Below are 20,342 nucleotides of genomic sequence, written 5' to 3' on the forward strand. Positions count from 1 at the left end.
GATAGCATGACGTATGGTTCTTCTTTCTTTACTTCTTTAATAAAAACTGGTCGCGGTTTGAGCGTCTGATCCGTGACGGACCGCCTGGGGCTGCCGGTTTCTTTTTCGCCATCACCTCACACAGGCCGCGGATCGTTGGGCTGTCGAACAGCTCGTTAGGGCTTAGCTCAATGGCTTTATCGTGCTTAATCCGGGATAGTACCCGCATAGCAAGCAGGGAGTTGCCGCCCAGTTCGAAAAAGGAGTCGGTGACACCGATATTTTCTGTACCCAGCACTTCTTTCCATATTGCGGCTACGGCTGTTTCTTCGGGCGTAGCAGGCACTACTTTTTCGCGGCTTTCCCCGCTAAGCTGCTGCCTGATAGCTTCCCACAGCAGATTTCGGTCAATCTTTGCATTCTTATTAAGCGCCATATTATCAAATACCAGTATGCGGGCGGGTAGCATATAATCGGGCAGGTTCTCAGCCAGGCTGGTGCGAATGTCTTCTTCTTTAAGACTGGTCGTATCCCCCTCCACTGCGGCCAGCAGGCGGCTGCGGTCGGTGTTTTCATTTTCTACCAGCACGATGGCCTTTTTCACGCCTTCCATACGATACAGGGCGGCCTCTATTTCACCAAGTTCAATTCGGAATCCGCGCATTTTGACCTGGTGGTCTTTTCTTCCGGCAAATACGATCTCTCCGGCTGGTAGCATATAGCCATAGTCACCGGTTTTGTAGAGAGTGGTGCCGTGGCTGTCGGTCACAAACTTCTCTTCTGTTAGCTCAGGGTGTCCCAGGTAGCCTTTGCTGAGTCCGGCACCGCTGATGCAGATTTCTCCGGTCACACCAACGGGCGCAGGCTGTAAATCCTGCATACGTATGGATACGTGCACGCCCGCCAGGGGCCGACCGATAGGGATGGTTCTTGACGCTGTATCTCTTTCCTTAATGGGGTAGGCCGTGGCATAGGTTGTGGTTTCCGTAGGGCCGTACACATGTAGCAGCGTATGAGGCTTTGCCTGCCTCAGGGCCTGGCTTACGTGCTTTACAGATACCTGCTCGCCACCAAACAAGACCCTGTCAAAGGTAGAGAGGTAGCGGGCCGCGTCCAGGTCTACGAGGCTATTGAATAGTGCAGTGGTAAAGAAGCCTTTATTGATTTGGTGCTCACTGAAATACCGCAACAGGCTATCGGCTGAGCCTATTACTTCCTGATCGATAAGGTGCAGGGTGGCGCCATTCAGCAGGGAGCCGAAAATATCGTATATGCTGCCGTCAAAGGAGTAATTAGAAAGCTGCGGCACGCGATCGCCCGCGTTTATCTGCATTTCTTCCTGCTGCTGCACCAGGTTCAGTATGGACCGGTGGGCCACAGTTACGCCTTTTGGCGTACCGGTAGAGCCGGAGGTGTACATGAGGTAGGCGGTGTCTTCGGGTTGTATCGCAGGAGCCTCAAAGCCGGGGGTTTCTGTCTCCAAAAGGTCTTCGATACACAATGCAGTCAGGTTTTCTCCCAGTGATTCGGCGCGCTCCTTATGGGCACGATCGCAGAGGACTACACTGGCCCCTGCATTCTCCAGCATCCAGGCCTGGCGGCTGGCGGGCAGGTCTGTCTTCAGGGGCACATAAGCTTTTCCGAGGGCCAGGAGGCTGAGCATTCCCTGAATCATGGGGAAGCCGGTACCGGCAAGCAAGCCTACATGTTTTTCGCTACCCAGCTTTTGCTGCAAAGCGGCTGTCAGCCTTTCTGTGTGTTCAGCCAGTTGGGCATAGCTCAGGCTGGTGTTGCCATGGCGCAGGGCCATGCTGCTACCATTTTGACCGGCTGTTTTCCTGAATGCGTCATATACTGTTTGTGCACCACCAAGCTCCCGGTCGGGGCCGGAGGCTAAGGCATGAACTTCAGGGTTGAAGGCCGCCAGGTCAGAAACAGATTGGTCGGGGTTGGCTACTACCTTTTCCACTAAGCCAAGCAGGTAGCTGGCAAAGCCTTCCATGTAGGGGGCTGTGTAGCGGGCGGTCCGGTACTTGAATTTTACCTGGCCACTGTGCTCCATTTCCTTCACTTCGAAAGTTATGTCGTAGGCATCTTCCTGCTGGCGTATCTCGTACTCGGACAGTTGCAGTCCGTCAATAATATTGACTGACTGGCGTAACTCGTCTTTTAACCTTTTTTGGTTGTAATAGGTAAAGGCGATGTTGAAGAGGGGATGACGGGCTGTGCTACGCTGGCGGCTGGTCATTTCCACCATTTTATTGAAAGGAAAATCCTGGTGGGCCAGTACGCGGCGGTTGTTCTCTACATTCTTTTTCAGGAAATCGCTAAAGCGCTCCTCCCCTTCCACACGGGTACGCATGGGGATCAGGTTCACGAAGTAGCCTGCTGTCTGGTGAAAGTCGGGGTTATTTCGGCCGGCCACGGGGGTACCGATCATGATTTCCTCCTGTCCGGCATAGCGGCTCAGGGCCACCTCAAAGAGGCTGATCATCATATTGAACATGGTGGCTCCCTGCGCTGCGCATAGTTGCCGCAGGCCGCTCATAAGCTTTTCATTGATGGGAAGCTGAATCACCTCACCCGATGCATTCAGCTCGTGTGCCTGTATTAACTGGTCACCGTTCAGTTCCAGTTGGGCCTCTTCGTGGTTTTCCAGGTAGTTTTGCCAGAAGTTAACCAGCTCAGGTTTTTCCATCTGCTGCTCCTGCCAGCTTACATATTCGGCAAAGGTGTTTTTGACCGGGGGCAGCTTAAACGCCGGATCATTTAAGCGGCGCTGGTAGAGGGTGGTCAGGTCCATGAGCAGGATACGGCTGGTCCACTCGTCGTATATAATATGGTGAAGGGCAAAGAGGAATACGTGCTCACTTTCGCTGATACGGAAAAGAGCAGGACGTGCGACAGGACCATTCTCCAGATCAAAAGGTGTCTGCAACCGTTCTGTTACCAGCCTGTCGAGTTCCTCTTCCGAGGCACCGGGGCAGTCCACCACCTCCAATGTCAGCGGCTGATCGCCTGTTTGCTGGTACTCCTTGTCTTTATCACTGGAAAAAATGGTGCGCAAAATACCGTGACGCTGGCCGAGCTCCTTCACGCAGGTACCGAACAGTTCCACATCTAAGGCCCCTTCTATCCGGATGGCAAAACCGGAGTTATAGTCCACTCTGTCCTTTTGGCTCATCTGCAAAAACAACAGCGATTTCTGCCCTTGCGACAGGCCGAAGGGTTTCTTTGCCTGCTGCGCCTTTAGCATTAGCAGTTGCCGTAGTTGCTCTTTCTTCTTTTCTATTTCCGTACTCATTTTCCCAGGTGTTTCTCTTTCTTTTCTTATCAGGACATTGATTTTAGCAGGGCGTCTATCTCCTCTTCTGTCATGTTGTCCAGGTTGGCCAGTTGTTCCTCCGCACTCATGGGAGCTACTTCTTCCTGCTGCTCTGTTTCGGCTACACCGGCCTGTTTACCGGCTTGCTGCTCGCTTATGATGGCGTAGAGGTCGTCAATGCTTGGGTTTCGCATGAATGCCTCCGTATTTAGGTCAATGCCGTAGTCGCGGTAGATCTTATTCTTGGTTTTAAGTGCCAACAAGGAATCAAATCCGTAGTTGATGACCGGCACATGGTTTTCCAGTTGACTGGCGGGTATTTCCAGCACGCCTGCCAGTATGCTTTTCAGTCCGTCAGGGCTGAGGCTTTCAGTTGCTTCTGTTCCTACAAGGGCAGGCAGAGTCTGAGCGCTGTTTTGGCTACGCAAAAGAGGTAGGTCGAGTGCACGGGTCAGGGTTTCGTTAAACTTTCCGATGAGGTAGCGGCCTGTTTTCTTTCCCGTCATCAGCCCGGCCATTACGCGGAAGCCTGCCTCTACGCTGTGCTTATAGAGTACCTGCTCCTGGCCGCTGTAGCTTTCTGCCATACCGGCACCGGCCCATGGACCCCAGTTCAGTGTCAGGCAGGGTAGGTTTTCGGCTGCACGCAGGTGCGTAAGGCTGTCGGCTACGCTATTGGCAAAGGCATAATTTACCTGCCCCGGCGCACCCAGCACAGCCGCTACAGAGGAGAACTGCACGAAATAGTCAATATCGAGTGACCTTGTCGCCTCGTGCAGGTGCCAGGCACCCGCCGCTTTGGGCTGATACACCCGGCGGAAATCCTCTTCATTCAGGCTGGTCATGGTAGCATCTGCCAGCACACCTGCCAGGTGAAACACGCCGCCCAGAGCCGGGTAGCGGCTTCCAAATTTGGCGCAAAGGGAATCTACCTCTTGGCGATCGGCTATGTCGGCTGCTACTATCTCAATCTGCAGTCCGGCCTTTTGCATCTCGATAAGCAGGCTATCGTCCTTCAGTTTACCAGAGCGGGAAACGAGTACCATGTGGCGGGCACCCTGTGTGGCGGCCCAGCGTACCAACTCTACCCCAAGGGCACCGGTACCGCCGGTAATGAGGTAGCTCTTCTCTCTGGAGAAAATGTCTGAGGCACCTGTAAGAGTAGCCGTTTCCTTTTTCAGACGCAGTACTTTACGCTGTTCTCCTTTCAGGGAGACGGTACTTTCGCGCTGCCCGCTAAGCATTTCAGAAAAGGCTTTTTCAAGGAGGTCGTCAGCGATTTGCCCCTCCAGTATGATCCGGCTGAAGCCTCCTGCGCCCAGCTCATTTTCCAGCACGCGGGACAGGGTGATCAGACCGTTTTGTGAGGCACTCAGGCTGTCTGCTTCAGCATGGAGCACCACCGCGCAGGTTTTCATCCGGCGCATCAGCTTTTGCCGTTCCAGCTCCTGTACAAGGGCTATAAACTGCCAGCCTGTTTCTTCTGTCTCCTCACTATCGGTGGTGGATGTGGGGCAGACGATGAGGTTAAAATCGCCTTCTATTGCCTGCAGCACGCGGCCGATGGCTTCCTGTCCCTCGCCTATCTGCAGGTGACTAATCTTTTGGCCTTTCCTTTCAAGAAATGCTTTCAGGTACTCACTTTCGTCTGCCTGGTATCCGGCCAGCACTGTGTGTACCGGAGCGCTTACTTCAGTGGCTTGAGCCACTTCCTCTTCCTGCCACACTTCTTGGTATACATCAGGGATGGGCTCAGCGGAGTGGCTTATGGCAGGTTGATAGGTGCCTTCCACCCAATATTCCTGGTGCTGCCAGGCGTAGTTGGGTAGCAGTACGTGTTCCGGGCGGTATCCGGGCTGCAGGTTCTCCCAACGCAGGTCAGCGCCTGCTTGGTAAAGTTTGGCAAGGGCTTTGGCAAAGCTATGCCCGGCATCCTGCACGCGGCGCAGGGTAGGCACAGCGGCGGGGGCTTCCTCCAGGGTATTGCCAATAAAGGAAAGGAGCACGGGGTTAGGGCCAACTTCCAGGCAGCAGGTAATTTCCTGCCGCGGCAGTGCCTCAATACAATCAGCAAAGCGTACCGGGTTCACAATCTGCTCCGCCCAGTATTCCGGCGTGGCCAGCTCCTGGCTCAGCACTTTACCGGTCAGGTTAGAGATGACAGGTATAGCAGGCTGAGTGAATTTTATAGTCTTCAGCAGGGCGTAAAAGCGTTCTTTTGCCTCCTGCATTAAGGGGGAATGGAAGGCGTGCGACACTTTGAGGGCTTTGGTATGGATGCCTTTTGCCTGCAACTCGCTTACGATCTTGTCTACAGCTTCCCGCTGTCCTGAAAGTACGCTTTGTACCGGAGTGTTTTGTGCAGCCACACTTGCCATAGGCTCATGGGCAACCAAGGCTTCCAGTTCATTACCAGGCATTTCCACGCTGTACATTACCCCATCGCCGGGGGCTTCGTGCATAAGCCTGCCGCGCTCAGCTACGAGGGTCAGGGCATCTTCCAGGGAGAAGACACCGGCCAGGCAGGCTGCAGGCAGCTCTCCTATGCTATGTCCCAGCAATACATCTGGCTGTACGCCAAGGTGCATCCACAGGGAAGCGGTGGCATACTCGATGGCGAATAGCGCAGGCTGTGCGTAGCGGGTCTGGTGGAGCTCTTCCGCAGGGGCTTCATCAAAGAGGAGACTAGTAAGCGCTACAGGCAGCTTGCCTTCCAGGAGGCGGGCGCACTCCTCTATTTTTTCACGGAAGAAGGCGTTCTCTTTATACAAGGTAGCTCCCATACCGTGGTACTGCGCTCCCTGACCGGTAAAGAGAAAGGCTACCTTTGGCTGAGGGGTTTCGGTTTGTTCCTCTTCGGCACCGGCAAGCTGTTCCAGCCATTCTTCCTTACTGCTACCTGCTACAGCTATACGGTAGGCAAAATGCTCGCGACCGCTTTGGCTGCTGTGGGCGATGGCATGCAGGGGGGCTTCTGAACCAGGCAGCCAGTCAATGTATTTTTTCTTCAGGTCATTCAGCGCTGAGGCAGATTTGGCCGATATCGTCAGCACGGCCTGTTCTGTAAGTTCCGGTGTTGCCTTCACCTCAGCGGCCACATACTCTTCTACAATGACGTGGGCATTGCTACCGGTAAATCCGAATGAGCTGATGGCCGCCCTACGTAGCGACTCACCCGGAGTGGGTTGCCAACCGGCATTTTCCTGTATCAGTTGGATCTGGGGATATTTTCGCCAGGGAATGTGGCTGCTGGGCTCCTGTACGTGCAGGTGAGGTACGAGGCTTCGGTTTTTCAAGCAGAGCAGGGTCTTGATAAGTCCGGCAATGCCTGCGGCGGCTTCCAGGTGGCCAATGTTGGTTTTGAGGGAGCCTATGAATAAGGTGTTATCCGCAGGGCGCTTGCCATACACATTGGCGATGGCCTCGAACTCGATGGGGTCACCGAGGCTGGTGCCGGTACCATGACACTCGACGTAGCCTACCTGGGCGGGCTTGAGTTTGGCGTCCTTCAGGGCTTTTTCAATTACGGCCTGCTGGGCGAGTCCGTTAGGCACGGTGAGGCCTCCGGCCCGGCCATCATGGTTGATAGCGGTACCACGGATGATGCCGTAGACAGGGTTTCCGTCTTTTATCGCTTGTGAAAGGGGCTTCAGGATGACCATGCCGACTCCTTCTCCGCGGGTATATCCGTCTGCAGACTCATCAAAGGTCTTGCAGCGGCCATCGGGGGCGAGCATATTGGCCTGGCAGAAGTTGACCATGATCTCCGGCGACAGGAGCATGTTTACGCCCCCGACGAGGGCGGCGCTGCATTCGCTGTTCTGCAGGCTGCGGCAGGCCTGGTGCAGGGCGACCAGGGAAGAAGAGCAGGCGGTATCGGTGGACAGCACGGGCCCATTGAAACCGAAGAAGTGGGCGATACGGCCTGCTCCCCCGCTCAGGGTATTGCCTGTGCCGGTGTAGGCACTTACAGGTGCGTGGGACTGGTGGAGGCGGATGGCATTATCAAAGGCTGCGGTACCTATGAATACGCCGGTCTCGCTTTTATCATAGGTAGACGGAGCTATACTGGCATTCTCAAAAGCCTCCCAGGCTGCCTCCAGCAAGAGCCGCTGCTGCGGATCCATGTATTTGGCCTCAGTGGGAGAAATATTAAAGAAGGCAGGATCAAAAACCTTGTGGTTCCGGGCGAGCACGCCGCCCCGATTGACGTAATAGGTGTCTTCACGCGTCGGGTCGGGGTCATGGTAGCGGGCCGTATCCCAGCGGTCTGCGGGGATGTCACTGGTCAGGTCTTTGCCTTCGGTCAGTGCCTTCCAAAAGTCAGAGAGCGTGTCGTTTGCATAGGGCAGTTTACAGCTCATCCCGACTACGGCGATAGGCTCGCGGTCAGATGCTCCGCCTTCTTTCAGCCGTGCATTTTCTTCTTTCAGCTTCCTGATGGCCTTCAGGCTACGCTGTATCTGGTCTTTCCAATAAGCTATGTCCGCACTCATCACAGGCTGTTTAGTTCTTCGTCCAATAGTTTCGACAGTTCCTCGGCTGTCATGTCTTCTTCTTTCTTTTCTGTTTCAGCAACAGGGGCCCCAGGGCTCTTATCAAAGTAGCCTGCTATGGCTTCCATGGTGGAGTAGTTGAAGAGGAAGCCTGGGCCGATGTCCTCACCGGTCAGCTTCTCTATCTTGTTTTTGAGCTCTACGGCCATCAGTGAGTCCAGCCCGTAGTCGAACAGGGAACGGGAAGGGTCTACGTTGTGGTGCTCGGATAGGCCCAACACGTGGCGGATGGTCCGGCGAATGATGGCGGGGAGATCATCCGCAGCAGGAGTGCTCAATGCCTGCTTCTTAGCCGGGGCCGCAGCCCGCGTACGCACATGATCCAGCATGGGGGTGCGTCCGTAGTATGGCACTTCACGGCTCAGGCCTTCCCAATCTGCGTCAGCTATAGCAAGCTGCTGATGGTCTTCCCGCAGGGCGATTTCTATGGCGCTGAAGTCTTCTGCCACATTCAGTTTGCGGATGCTGCTGCCTTTCATATCCAGGTCTCTCGCCATGCCATGACCGGCAAACGGGCCCCAGTTGAGTGTAGTAGCGGGTTGCCCCTGCTCACGTCTCCAGGCCACGAGGCTATCCATGGCGGCATTGGCTGCGGCATAGGCAAACTGGCCTGGGCGTCCTATGAGGGCGGCAATGGAGGAGAAGCATACGAAGTGGCGCAGGGCAAAAGGCTCTGCATAGTGGTTGAGCAACCAGGCGCCTTTAACTTTAGGCGCCATTACTTTCGCCATGGCTTCGGCCTCCTGCTGCAGGAGCAGGTGGTCGTCCAGCAGACCGGCGGTATGGAAGATGCCGCGCAGGTTATACCCCTCCCCTTTCAGTGTATCAAAAGCGGCTTTTACGGACCTCTCGTCGGCCACATCTGCCGACAGGTAGGTGATACGGGCTCCATCGGCAAGCAGCTTCTGATGTACCGGGTTTTCCTCCGGTTTGCCGCTGCGACTCATGACTACAAAGCGGCGTGCGCCCTGGTCGAACATCCACTGCAGGAGCTGGCTACCCAGTCCTCCGTTTCCTCCTGTTACCAGGTAGTCTTCATAGGGGAAGAAGAGCGGCACTTCAGGGTGCTGGTGGTGGGTCAGCACCACTTTTCCTATATTCTTTCCTTTGGCAAAATGGGCAAATGCCTTTTCTGCTTCTGTTATGGGCCAGTCTGTATGCGGAATGGCCTTTAGTTCCCCTTTAGCCATCCGGTCCAGTACAGCCTGGAATACGCCGCGAATGAGTTGGGGATCTACCTGGGCTATTTCACCAATGTCAAAATTGAAGTAACGGACATCGGGACGCAGCCTCTTTATTTTGTTTATTGTGTCCTGCGTTACCTTGCCTATTTCCAGGAAGCAACCTCCCTGCTCCAGCAGGTCAAGGCTTTTGAACATAAAGTCCCCGGAAAGGCTGTTAAGCACTACACTAACGCCCTTACCATTTGTATCGGCTTTGATCTCTTCGGCAAAATGGAGTGTGCGGGAGTTGTAGATGTGCTCCACGCCTTTGGTCCGCAGGATGTGGTGCTTGGGCTGGCTGGCGGTACCGAATATTTCGGCTCCGGCCAGTTGGGCTACCTGCAAGGCGGAGAGGCCCACGCCACCGGCGGCGGCATGAATCAGCACACGGCTATCCTGGTCTATCTTTGCCAGGTCCACCAGTGCGTACCAAGCGGTAATGAATACAATAGGCAGGGTGGCGGCTTCCTCAAAGGAAAGGGTTTCAGGCTTTTGGAACACAAAGTCTTTGTGAACGATGGTATGGCTGCCAATGCTACCGGGGGCAATGGCTCCGATTACCTCATCACCTGCTTTAATATCTTTTACATTATCCCCCACTGCAGTGACGATACCAGCGCACTCAAAGCCGAATTCGAAGGTATTGTCTTCCTCCTTAGGCATGGGCAGGGCACCGAGGGCGTAGAGAACTTCTTTGAAATTGACGCCGGAAGCCACTACGCGCATAGCGACCTCATCGGGGCCGGGCTTTGCGGGGTTAAAGGACTGCAGGTACAGGTCACTGAAGGCGCCCGGCTCGTCTATCTTGAGCTTGTAGTTACTTTGCAGGTTTTCTTCAGGTGCTTTGGTAGCCTGTAGTCGTTGCCCGTAGATTACGTCATCGGCCAGTAGCAGGCGTTCTTCTTCTGTTTCGTAGCACAGGGCCTTCTGGAGGTTGAGGTAGTTCGGTTCATTTCGGTCTATACCAATAACCTGCGCTTTGAGGCGCGGCTCCTCCTGATTAAGTACGGCGGTGAGGCCGTAAAGCCCGCTTGTGCCTGGGTGGTTTTCACCGGTATGTACTACGAGGCTGAGGGCAGGCAGGTGCTTACCACTGTTTTTGAGCAGGCATTTGGTCAGGGTGAGCAGCATGGTAGTGGCCTGCTGAGCTCCTTCCGCTCCGGTCGTGTCCAGGGTACTGAGATCCAGCATTACCTGGTCGATATTTCCGGCGCTGGCGATGAACTCATGGCAGACGGACTCGTCCAGCAGGTTCACGGGGTAAATGGACTCTCCGAAAGCTGCATTATATGTACTGTGTACAGCCTCCAGGTATTCCAGGCCTTCGTTTTCGAGTGCCTGACGGAGGGGGCTATCGGCCGGGTTTCCGGCGTTGATGAGCAGGGCCGTCTCCGTATTCTTTTTGCTGCCAAATGCCTTGCCGGGTAGTACTTCCCAGCCTCTGCGGTATAGCTTGCTGCGGTCGGCGGCAGGCGTCTTCTGTTCCAGTTTCCGGAAAATGACATTGTCTATGAGGGCGAGGGGTTCATTTTCCTCACTATAGATGTGATAAATGGCGGACAATGTGCTGTTCTGCCCGTTTCGACGTAGTTCGGCATGCACTTTCAGGCGGGGAGGCACGCTGCGCATCAGTTGGAGATTACCGATGAAGACGGGGACAAAGGTTTCGCTATCGGCTTGCTGCAGCAGGCTGGCGCCGGCCAGTTGGAGACAGGCATCCAGCATAGCGGGGTGGAAGGCATAGCGGTCGTACTCCGGAAGCAGGCTTTCGGGGGCCTCTATGCTACCGCTGACTTCATCGCTGCCACAGGTAAAGGATTTTATGCCCTGGTACAGGGGTCCGTAGTGGTAACCAAATCCGGCTAGTTTTTCATAAAGGGCTGTGCCCTCATATCGTTTACCTGAAAGTTGAAGGCGAGTGGAATCGAAACCCGTGGTTGTGATTTCTGATAGTTTATCTATCTGCCCGCTGGCACATAACTTATAGCTCCGGGGGCCGGGGTAGTATATGGAAACCTGGGTGGCTCCGTCTTTTTGCTCACAAACTGATTGGAGACCGGCGTCCTGGTCTTTGGGAACAGTATAGGTATCTGAAAAGGAGATGTTTTTTAGCTGTACAGGGCCCTCTGCGTGTTCCGTACGGGCGGCTGCAAGTAGTAGCTCCACATAGGCCGCACCGGGCACGGTCACTTTTCCCTGAATGCTGTGGTCTTGTATCTGGTCAGCGTTCAGGCGATTCTTTATCAATGTTGTACCCTGGCTCTTCGCATAGGGTAAAACGGCGTCGCAGTATGGGTGAATGGGTGTTTCTTCTGCATTAACGGATACTGTGCGGCCGTCGAGCCAATAGCGCTCGCGGGCAAAAGGGTAGTTAGGCAGGGCCAGTTGACGGTGTGGCTCCTGGTAAATGGTCTGCCAGTTTATGGTAAAGCCGGATTCATACAATTCCGCCAGACGGGTATAGATATCTTCGCCGGTAAGGGAGAAGGTGAGGCCATGTGCAGGAGATGAGTTTACCGCTTCTGTAACCTCTTCGCTGATTACTTTCTTCCAGAAGCTTACTGACATCAACTCGTCAGTAAGGAGGCGGGCTTCTGCTCCTTTACGAACAGGGAGCGAAGGCTTTCGCAGGAGCGGTGCCGTGGTACCGTCGCTTTCCAGGAAGTCGAGGGCTTCTTCCAGGCTAAAGACACCGGCAAAGCAGGCGGCGGCCAGCAGGTGAAAGCCTTCTGCCTGCAAGCTGGCAGGGCTAATACCGATCTGCCGATAGTACCGGACCAGGGCCAGGGTGGCGCAAAACGTGTCGACAGGTTGCCAGGCCTGGTTGTCTTGTATCTTTTCTGTGAAAGAACGGGCAAAACGCGCCTTTACGGGTGGTTCCATGGCCTTCACAATCTCCCGGAAAGCCTTTGACCGGCTAAAAAGGTTTCCTGCTGTCTTACTAACCTCTGCCTGGCTTCCGGTAAGATGCAGTGAAAGAGATTGATCTTTCTTTTCGTTAGAAGGACTTTCCTGCTGCAGGAAGTGCCGGACTTCTTCCAAGCTATTGACGCGAGCGGCTGACCGGTAAGCAAACTGGCTGCGGCCTTTGGTGGTACTGAGGCAAAGGTCATGCAGGGAGGTGTGGGGGTGCGCTGTAAGGTAGTCGGCGTACTGCTGTTTGAGTTGCTGCAGGGCCTCGGGGGTTTTAGCCGATAGGGCAAAAACGTAACCGGGAACTACGGGTGCATCTGTGTGCACTTCTGTTGCTTCGGCCAGCAGGATATGGGCATTGGTGCCGGATACGCCAAAGGAGCTGACGCCTGCATAGCGCCTGTCGGTTCGGGCGTTCCACTCTGTTTCGGCAGTAACGACGCGGAAGGGCAGCCCTTCCCAGTCAATATTTTTGTTGGGGGTGCTAAAGTGCAGGTTGCCGGGAATACGTCCTTTCTGCAAAGCCATTACGGTTTTGATTAGCCCGGCGACACCGGCGGCAGATTCTGCATGACCGATATTGGACTTTACGGCGCCGATGTAGAGTGGCTCGGCGGTGCTGTGGCTGTTGCCGAATACGGCCTGCAAGGCTCTTAGCTCTATGGGATCGCCGAGATTGGTGCCGGTACCGTGGCACTCGATGTAGCCGACCTCTTCGGCTTTCACGCCACTTTTGGTCAGCACATCACTGATAAGGGCAGCCTGGGCCTTCATGTTGGGTACGGTGATGGAGCTGCTGGTGGCATTGTGGTTTACCTGGCTGCCTTTAATCACGGCCAATACGGTATTGCCGTCACGTTGTGCATCACTCAGGCGCTTAAGTACGACTACGCCGCAGCCTTCGCTACGGATATAGCCATCGGCAGCGTCGTCAAAGGTTTTGCAGCGGCCTTCGGGGGAAAGCATGCTGGCCTGGGCGGTGACAATGGAGTTGGTGGGGTTGATGAGGGCATTGACACCTCCTGCGAGAGCCAGCCCGCAGTCGCCGTTTAGCAGGGCCTGAGCGGCCAGGTGTACGGAGGTAAGGGAGGAGGAGCAGGCGGTATCGACGGTGATGGAAGGACCGGCAAAGCCAAAGGTATGGGAGATACGCCCGGAGGCGGCGTTGTGGGCGTTGCCTACGCCATAGAAGGCATTGATCTTCTCACTACCGTGGCGCTCGAGTATGTCACTGAGGTAGTCACTGGTGGTAAGGCCTACGAACACGCCGGTGCGGTGCGGGTCGTGCTCACGGTCAACGGGAATACCGGCATTTTCCAGGGCCTGCCAGGCTGTTTCAAGGAGCATGCGGTGCTGTGGGTCTATGTAGGTAGCCTCACGGGGCGAAATCCCGAAAAAGACAGGGTCAAAACGGTCGATACTGTCTACAAAACCGCCCTGGTCTGTATAGATTTTACCGGCTGCGGGACTGGGGTCGAAGTATCGCTCGCTGCTCCACCGCTCGCCGGGCACGAGGTTTACGCCGTCTTTGCCTTCGCTCAGAAACTGCCAGAACGCTTCAGGGCTATCTATTCCGCCGGGAAAGCGGCAGCCCATGCCTACGATCGCCACAGCCTCCTGTTCGGCCTGGCGGTAGCCCTGTAGTTCGGCTTTCAGCTTCCTGATCTCAATCAGGGCTTTTTTGATGATTGCTTTGTTATCGGTCTTCTCCATTACTGACAGGCTGGGTGTTATTAGTTTTCGCTCAGTTCATCGGCCAGCAGGCGGGCCAGTTCATCTTCAGAGAGGTGATCAAACTCTCCGGTATCCGTTACATTATCCTGTGTTTGGGGGGGGACAGCCTGCAAAACAGTGGTTGTCTCCTCTGCGTCACTCAGTTCTGAAGCCAGGTAGGCGGCCAGTTCGGTAATATTGGCCTGCTCAAACAGCAGGGTATTGGGGAGCTTAAGTCCGGTGTGGTTTTGCAGCTTATTTTTAAGCTCTACGGACATGAGGGAGTCGAGCCCCAACTCAAAGAAGCCGGTCTGTACAGGGGGCAGGGAACCGCCACGGTGGCCGAGAATGGTCTGTACCATTTCCTGTAGCATGGTGCTGAGGTGGGCCTTTCTGTCTGCCTCAAAGTTCAGGGCAGCCAGCTCCTTTCGAAGGGCATTTCCCTGCTTCACTTCTTCCCGACCTTCCTTATTAGTTACCGGGGCCTGTAGTACCCCATTGAAGAGATTAAATGAACGGCTGCTGGCGTATACATCGGCAAATCGTTCCCAATCAGCCTCTACGACTATGGCACCCGGCAGGTCCGCGGTGATGATTTTACCAAGTCTGTCCAGGGCCGCTTCAGGCTGTAGCGGGGTAATGCCGCTTTTGGCCATTTTCTCTTCAAACTCACCGGCTACCATCTGGCTGCCGGCCCAGGGGCCCCAATTAATGGCAATGGCTTTTTTGCCCTGTAGACGGAGGTTATGGCAGAAGGCATCGAGGGCCTGGTTTGCGGCGCTGTAAAGCATCTGCCTGGCACTGCCCCATATGGCGGCTATGGATGAAAAGTGAAGTTGCAGCCCGGCCTTTTCCCCAAAATAGCGATCCAGGTACTGAGCACCGAGTACTTTAGTGTCTACAATGTTCTGAATGGCTTCTGCTGAAGTCTCCGGGGGAGTCAGCTCGGCAGCGACACCGGCTGCGTGGACTATGCCGCGGATGGTGACCCCTTCTTCCCCCAGGCTTTGGGCCAGGTGGCGTACGTCTTCTTCACTTCGCACATCGCAGGTGGCTACCTGAACAGTAGCACCGGCGGCGAGGTGATTTTTGAGGCGTTGGGGTATTAGCGCATCCTGCCTGCGGGTAAGGAGTACAATGTGGCTGGCCCCGGCTTGTGAAAGCCAGACGGCCAGGTGCTGCCCGAGGGAACCAAGACCCCCTGAAATAAGATAGGCACCGTTCGTTTTAAAGGGCTCTTCCGTTAGGGAATGTGCTTTTTCTATACGGTAGAGGTGGCGCTGCTCGCCTTGGAAAGAGATGAATGGCTCGCCTTTTACAGGGCTGCAAATATCTTCTACCAGTTGGGGTAAAACCTGCTTATTAGCTTGCTGGTAGTCGATAATACCGGCAAACTGCTGTGGATAATCAAGGCAAAGGGCTTTGGTTGCTCCCCAAAGCTGGCTGTAGGCCTGGTGAACTTCTGTCCCCTCCACCATAACAGCTCTCTTTGTTACCACTACGGCTTTGTATTGGGGGTTTTCGTCCAAACTCCGGGTCATGGCGGAGAGGCTCAGGAACATCGCCTGGTGCCATTCTGCCCTTTCACGCACGGCCTCATCGCTCAGGGTAAGGATAAACCTGAGTGGTATATTACCGGAAACTTTCTGTGCCAGTAGCTGCTGCCAGCGCTGGTAGGTGGTGTCGTGATCTACGGCTACAAATTCGTTTAGACTTATGGTGTCGACCCTCTCATTTCTGCGGAAAAGGGCGAGCAAAAGGGCCGGGTCTACGGCATCGCCTATGACAAGCCACTGCTCATTCGGAGGGGCTGCGGTGCTTAGCTCACGAGCAGGTGCAGGCTGCCAGTTGGCTGTATACAACATGCTGTCATCTTCAGCGGGTTGATTACCAGACAGGGCCTGGATTTTCTTCAATAGGCTCGGCAATAGGGCCTTTTCTTCAGGAGTAAACGCTCCCTGTGCTTCCAGGCTTGCCAGCAGTGCCTCTGTATCTCCGGAGAAGGCCATGCCTGGCTTTTTGAGCCAATAGGAAGACTCGTTGAAGGGATAAAGCGGCAATGATACATGACGAGAGGGGGTAGTGCCATAATAGGCCTCCCAATTAATGGGCTGGCCTGTTTCATACAGTTTACCTATGGCAGTGGTAAAATCACTCTCCTCTGTGGCTATGCTGCGCAGGCAGGGGATAATTTCTTTAGGCTGATCAGGGAACAGCCGGGCTATCATGGGTAGCAGGACGGCTTTGGGACCAACTTCAACAAATACATTGGTGCCCATCTCCCGAAGGGTTTCTGCTCCACCGACAAAGTTTACGCTCTCTCGAATCTGGCGACTCCAATAGCCGGGAGATTGCATTTCGTCCTGTACCTGGCGGCCTGTTACGGTAGATACGATAGGGTAAAGAGGCTTGTGATAGCTTAGCTTTTGGGCCACGGCATGGAATCTCTCAGCAGCAGGCTCCATCAGGTGGGAGTGGAAGGCATGGCTGACCTTTAGTTGGGTCACTTTCGTACCCAGTGTCTCCAGCTTTGCGGCCAGCTTTTGCAGGGCTTCCTGCTCACCGGATAGCACGACCTGGCGGGTACCATTATGGGCGGCTACGGAGATGGCAGGTTCTCCGATAAGCTCTGCCTTTACCTCTTCCAACGTAGCGGCCACACTGTACATTACGCCGTGGCCGGGGGCTTCGTCCATAAACTTGCCCCGGTGGTATACGAGGTTCAGGGCATCTTCGAGGCTGAAAACGCCGGCGATACAGGCTGCGGCATACTCGCCGATACTGTGGCCCATAAGTACATGGGGGCGCACGCCAAATGAGAGGAGCAAACGGCTGAGGGCATACTCCAGCACAAATAGGGTTATCTGCGCATGGTGGGTATTATTGACCTCCTGATCGCTGGCCGTGGTTAGTATGCCTATGAGGTTATACGCATGCTCTTTCTGCAGGTAGTTGGCGCAATGGTCTACGACTTCCTGGTATACGGGGTATTGCTGATACAGGAGTTGTCCCATACCGAGGTACTGACTGCCCTGACCGGTGTACAGGAAGGCAGTTTTTGACTCTCCTGCAATATTTCCTGTGGCGGGTGCCTCTAGCTTTTCTACCAGTTCGGCTGCATTGTAGCCACTACCGGCCCAGCGGTGGGTAAATTGGCTGCGGCTCAGGTTAGCTGCCTGGCAAATTGCGGCCAGGGGTGCATTTTCGTTCGCCAGCAAAGTAGCGTAGGCGGTTTTCATGGCCTCAAGTGACCCGGCAGAACGGGCTGAGAGGGTGAGTAGAGAAACAGCTTTACCGTCGTCTTCCTTCTCCTGCATTGCTTTTGCGGCAGGGGCTTCTTCGAGGATGATGTGTGCATTGGTTCCGCCAAAGCCAAAGGAGCTGACGCCTGCACGGCGCGGCCCTTGTGCAGGCTTCCAATCAATGGTTTCTCTATTCAGCAACAGCTTTTCGCTGTCTATCTCCATCAGTGGATTAAGGGTATGGAGGTTGCGGTTGCCGGGTAGTTTTTTGTGCTGCAGGCAGAGGGTGGTCTTGATGAGCCCGGCTACGCCTGCGGCGAACTCGAGGTGGCCGATATTGGCCTTGACTGCACCCAGGTGACAGGGGCGCGCGCTATCTTTTCTTAAGGAGCTAAGGGCATTTACTTCTATCGGGTCGCCCAGGCTAGTGCCGGTACCGTGGGTTTCTATGTAGCTCAGGTCGCCAGGGTCTACACCGGCACGGGCGGCTGCCTCCCGGATCACGGCCTGCTGTGAGAGGCCATTGGGGGCGGTAATGCCATTGGTAGTACCGTCCTGGTTAATGGCACTGCCTTTAATGAGGGCATAAATGTGGTTGCCATCCCGCTGTGCATCGCTGAGGCGCTTCAGCAGTACGACGCCGCAGCCTTCTCCACGAACGTAGCCGTTGGCCTCTGCGTCAAAGGTCTTACACTGATGATCGGGGGAGAGCATACCGGCTTCGGTAAAGACGGTATCTAGCGAGTTGTCCAGCAGCAGGTTTACTCCTGCTACCATGGCCATATCGCTCTCCCTGTTCTGCAGGCTGTTTACGCCCAGGTGGGCGGCTACGAGTGAGGAGGAGCAGGCGGTATCTACGGACAGGCTGGGGCCTTTAAGGTCGAACAGGTAGGACAGGCGATTAGCAGCGATACTAAAAGCGCTGCCGGTACCCGTGTAGGCATTCAGGTTAGCCTTGTCAAAGCCACGGTTGTAGTCGTTATTGCCAATACCGACAAATACGCCGGTGCGGCTGTCTTTTACTTTTCCCAGACTAAGGCGCGCATCTTCCAGGGCATGGTAGGCAGTCTGCAGGAGCAGTCGCTGCTGGGGATCCATCTGCCCGGCCTCGCGGGCAGAAATATTGAAGAAAGGCGCATCAAAACCGTCCACTCTATCCAGGTATCCGGCATTTCGGCAGGTATCGTGCAGGGCTTTTCTGGCTTCGGGCATAGGCCGGATGCCGCTTTCGCCCTTGCAGAGCATTTCCCAGAAGGCTTTGGGGGTGCTGCTGGCGGGGAAGTTAAGCCCAATGCCGACTATGGCTATATCTTCCTTATCAATGGCCATCCGGGTGGTAGCCTCTATAGCTTTTTCTTCATAGCCGAGCAGGTACCGCGCGATGGCGTCTATGGTGGGGTGATTGTAAAACAGGGTGGGCGATACGCTGCGGCCGAGGTACTCGCTTATCTCTCCTGAAAGGCCTACGGCGGTGATGGAGGTCATGCCATAGCGATTAAGTACCTCATCAGTTTTTACCTGGTTTTCAGGCACCCTGAGCACAGCGGCTACACGAGCCTTTAGCCAGCCGGTAAAGGAGTGATAAGTTGCCTTATCGGCCACTGTGATGTTTTCATCCGCAGGTTGAATACTGGTCTTCCATTCGTAGAGAAACTTGAGGTCATGATCTTCCTGAGCAATGAGTTGGGCATACAGGTTACGCTGTATCTTGCCGCTGGTGGTTTTGGGCAGATGCCCTGTGGAAAGGATACCGATGTAGCCGGCATTGAGGCCTATTTCCTGCGAAATGATGGTTCGCAGGCTTACGGTAAGCTCTTCAAAATCGGTGTCGATGGCTTCTTTGCGCACTTCGGCCATAAAGGCCAGTTGCTTTTCACCGTCAATGGTGATTTCAAAAGCAGCGGTGCAGTTTTCACGTAGCCGGGTCTCCCTGCTTTCTACGAGCTCCTCAATGTCCTTGGGGAAGTAGTTAAGGCCGTTGATAATGATGAGTTCTTTGCAGCGGCCGGTGACAAAGAGTTCGCCGCCGTTGAGGAAACCGAGGTCACCGGTGCGCAGGAAGCCTTGCTCCTCGCCTTTAATCCCTGCGTTAAAAGTATTCTCCGAGTCACGGTTCCAGTATCCGTCTGCCATACTGGGACCGCGAAACCATATCTCTCCAATCTCATTTTCGGCGCATTCGGTGAGGGTATCGCGGTTTATGATACGTATTTCGTGTCCGGCCACGCTTACGCCGCAACTGATAACGGGCACGCCACCCTCGACATCTGCTACCTGATTACGCTTTAGCAATTCCTGGTCTGCATGGATGATACGGGGCACGGCACCCCTCTCGCCGCCACTGATGAGCAGGGTGGCTTCGGCCATCCCGTAACCGGGATAGAAAGCGCCGGGCTGAAAGCCATGATCTTTAAAGGCCTGACAAAAGGCCTGGTAGGTATCTACCTTTACGGGTTCGGCTCCGCAAAAGGCCTGTTTCCAGCAACTGAGGTCGAGTGCTTCATCCCTGGCCTGTATACGCTCGGCACAAAGGGCATAGGCAAAGTTGGGGGCGCCGGACATGGTAGCGCGGTACTTATCTATGGCCCGCACCCAGCGCAGTGGGTTCTGCACAAAGGCCATGGGGGGAAAGAGCACGCATTTGTTGCCATTGAATATGGTCTGGAACACAATGGCGATGATGCCCATGTCATGGAAGAAGGGCAGCCAACTCAGGATGACCTCATCCTGGGTAATGCTGAAGCTGTCGCGGATGGCCTGCAGGTTGGCGAGCAGGCTGCGGTGGGTCACGCGCACGCCCTTGGGATTACTGGTGGAGCCGGAGGTATATTGCAGGAAAGCTACCTTTTGGGGGTCATAGGCCACCAGCTCATGGTGAGCGGCATTTTCCTCTCCGATATCTTCAATAAATATAAAGTCAATATGGCCTAACTCATTGCCATACTTACGCATGATGGCCCGGTGTATCTTCTTATTAGTAAGGATACGGGTGGTACCTGCATCTTCTACGACGTGAAGGCATTTGCTGAGGGTACGGGCATTATTGATGGGGTGCAGGGGAATGGAAATGACACCCGCATATAGCGCGCCCATTACAGCGTAAATGAAGGTGAGGTCATTAGGCAGGAGCAGGATGACCCGGTCGTCTGCAATGAAGTTTTTGCGGAAGTAACCCGAGAAAATCTTAGCCTTAGCGCCTAATCCATCAAACGTGATAGATATTTTTTCATTTTCTCCATCTTCCAGAAAGACAAAAGCTGTCGTATTTGATTTTTCATTACACTGCCTTTCCAGACAGAAATGAAAATTATCAATCTTCATGAGCAAGCAGGGGGTGTTTAGTTTTTCGGCTGCAAAGAAACACTTTTCTTACCTCATAGCAAAGCTGTTA

General features: G+C 54.7%; 4 protein-coding genes. All 4 read right to left on the bottom strand.

All coding sequences use genetic code 11. The features are described from left to right. Positions 1-28 precede the first annotated feature (28 nt). Genes AB9P05_RS02890 through AB9P05_RS02905 form a run of 4 tightly spaced genes read right to left on the bottom strand, consistent with a single transcriptional unit; the run spans position 29 to position 20,272 of the window. Positions 29-3,283 carry an amino acid adenylation domain-containing protein gene (locus AB9P05_RS02890; protein WP_371907310.1) on the bottom strand — a complete coding sequence of 1,085 codons (3,255 nt, stop codon included), beginning with the start codon at positions 3,281-3,283 and terminating at the stop codon, positions 29-31. A 29-nt stretch (positions 3,284-3,312) separates the two neighbouring features. Then, the gene (locus AB9P05_RS02895) at positions 3,313-7,800 is read right to left on the bottom strand and encodes an SDR family NAD(P)-dependent oxidoreductase (RefSeq protein ID WP_371907311.1); all 4,488 of its coding nucleotides are present in this window, start codon (positions 7,798-7,800) and stop codon (positions 3,313-3,315) included. Beyond that, positions 7,800-13,709, bottom strand: a complete 5,910-nt coding sequence (locus AB9P05_RS02900) for a type I polyketide synthase (RefSeq protein WP_371907312.1) — start codon at positions 13,707-13,709, stop codon at positions 7,800-7,802. The genes AB9P05_RS02895 and AB9P05_RS02900 overlap by 1 nt, the downstream gene beginning before the upstream one ends. 20 nt (positions 13,710-13,729) lie before the next feature. Beyond that, positions 13,730-20,272, bottom strand: a complete 6,543-nt coding sequence (locus AB9P05_RS02905) for an SDR family NAD(P)-dependent oxidoreductase (RefSeq protein WP_371907313.1) — start codon at positions 20,270-20,272, stop codon at positions 13,730-13,732. Between the last annotated feature and the right edge of the window lie 70 nt (positions 20,273-20,342).

This window comes from Roseivirga sp. BDSF3-8, from assembly GCF_041449215.1.
Classification (GTDB): domain Bacteria; phylum Bacteroidota; class Bacteroidia; order Cytophagales; family Cyclobacteriaceae; genus JBGNFV01.

Coding starts and splice junctions, on each gene's coding strand:
- AB9P05_RS02890 (WP_371907310.1), bottom strand. CDS start 3,283: ATGAGTACGGAAATAGAAAAGAAGAAAGAGCAACTACGGCAACTGCTA.
- AB9P05_RS02895 (WP_371907311.1), bottom strand. CDS start 7,800: ATGAGTGCGGACATAGCTTATTGGAAAGACCAGATACAGCGTAGCCTG.
- AB9P05_RS02900 (WP_371907312.1), bottom strand. CDS start 13,709: ATGGAGAAGACCGATAACAAAGCAATCATCAAAAAAGCCCTGATTGAG.
- AB9P05_RS02905 (WP_371907313.1), bottom strand. CDS start 20,272: ATGAAGATTGATAATTTTCATTTCTGTCTGGAAAGGCAGTGTAATGAA.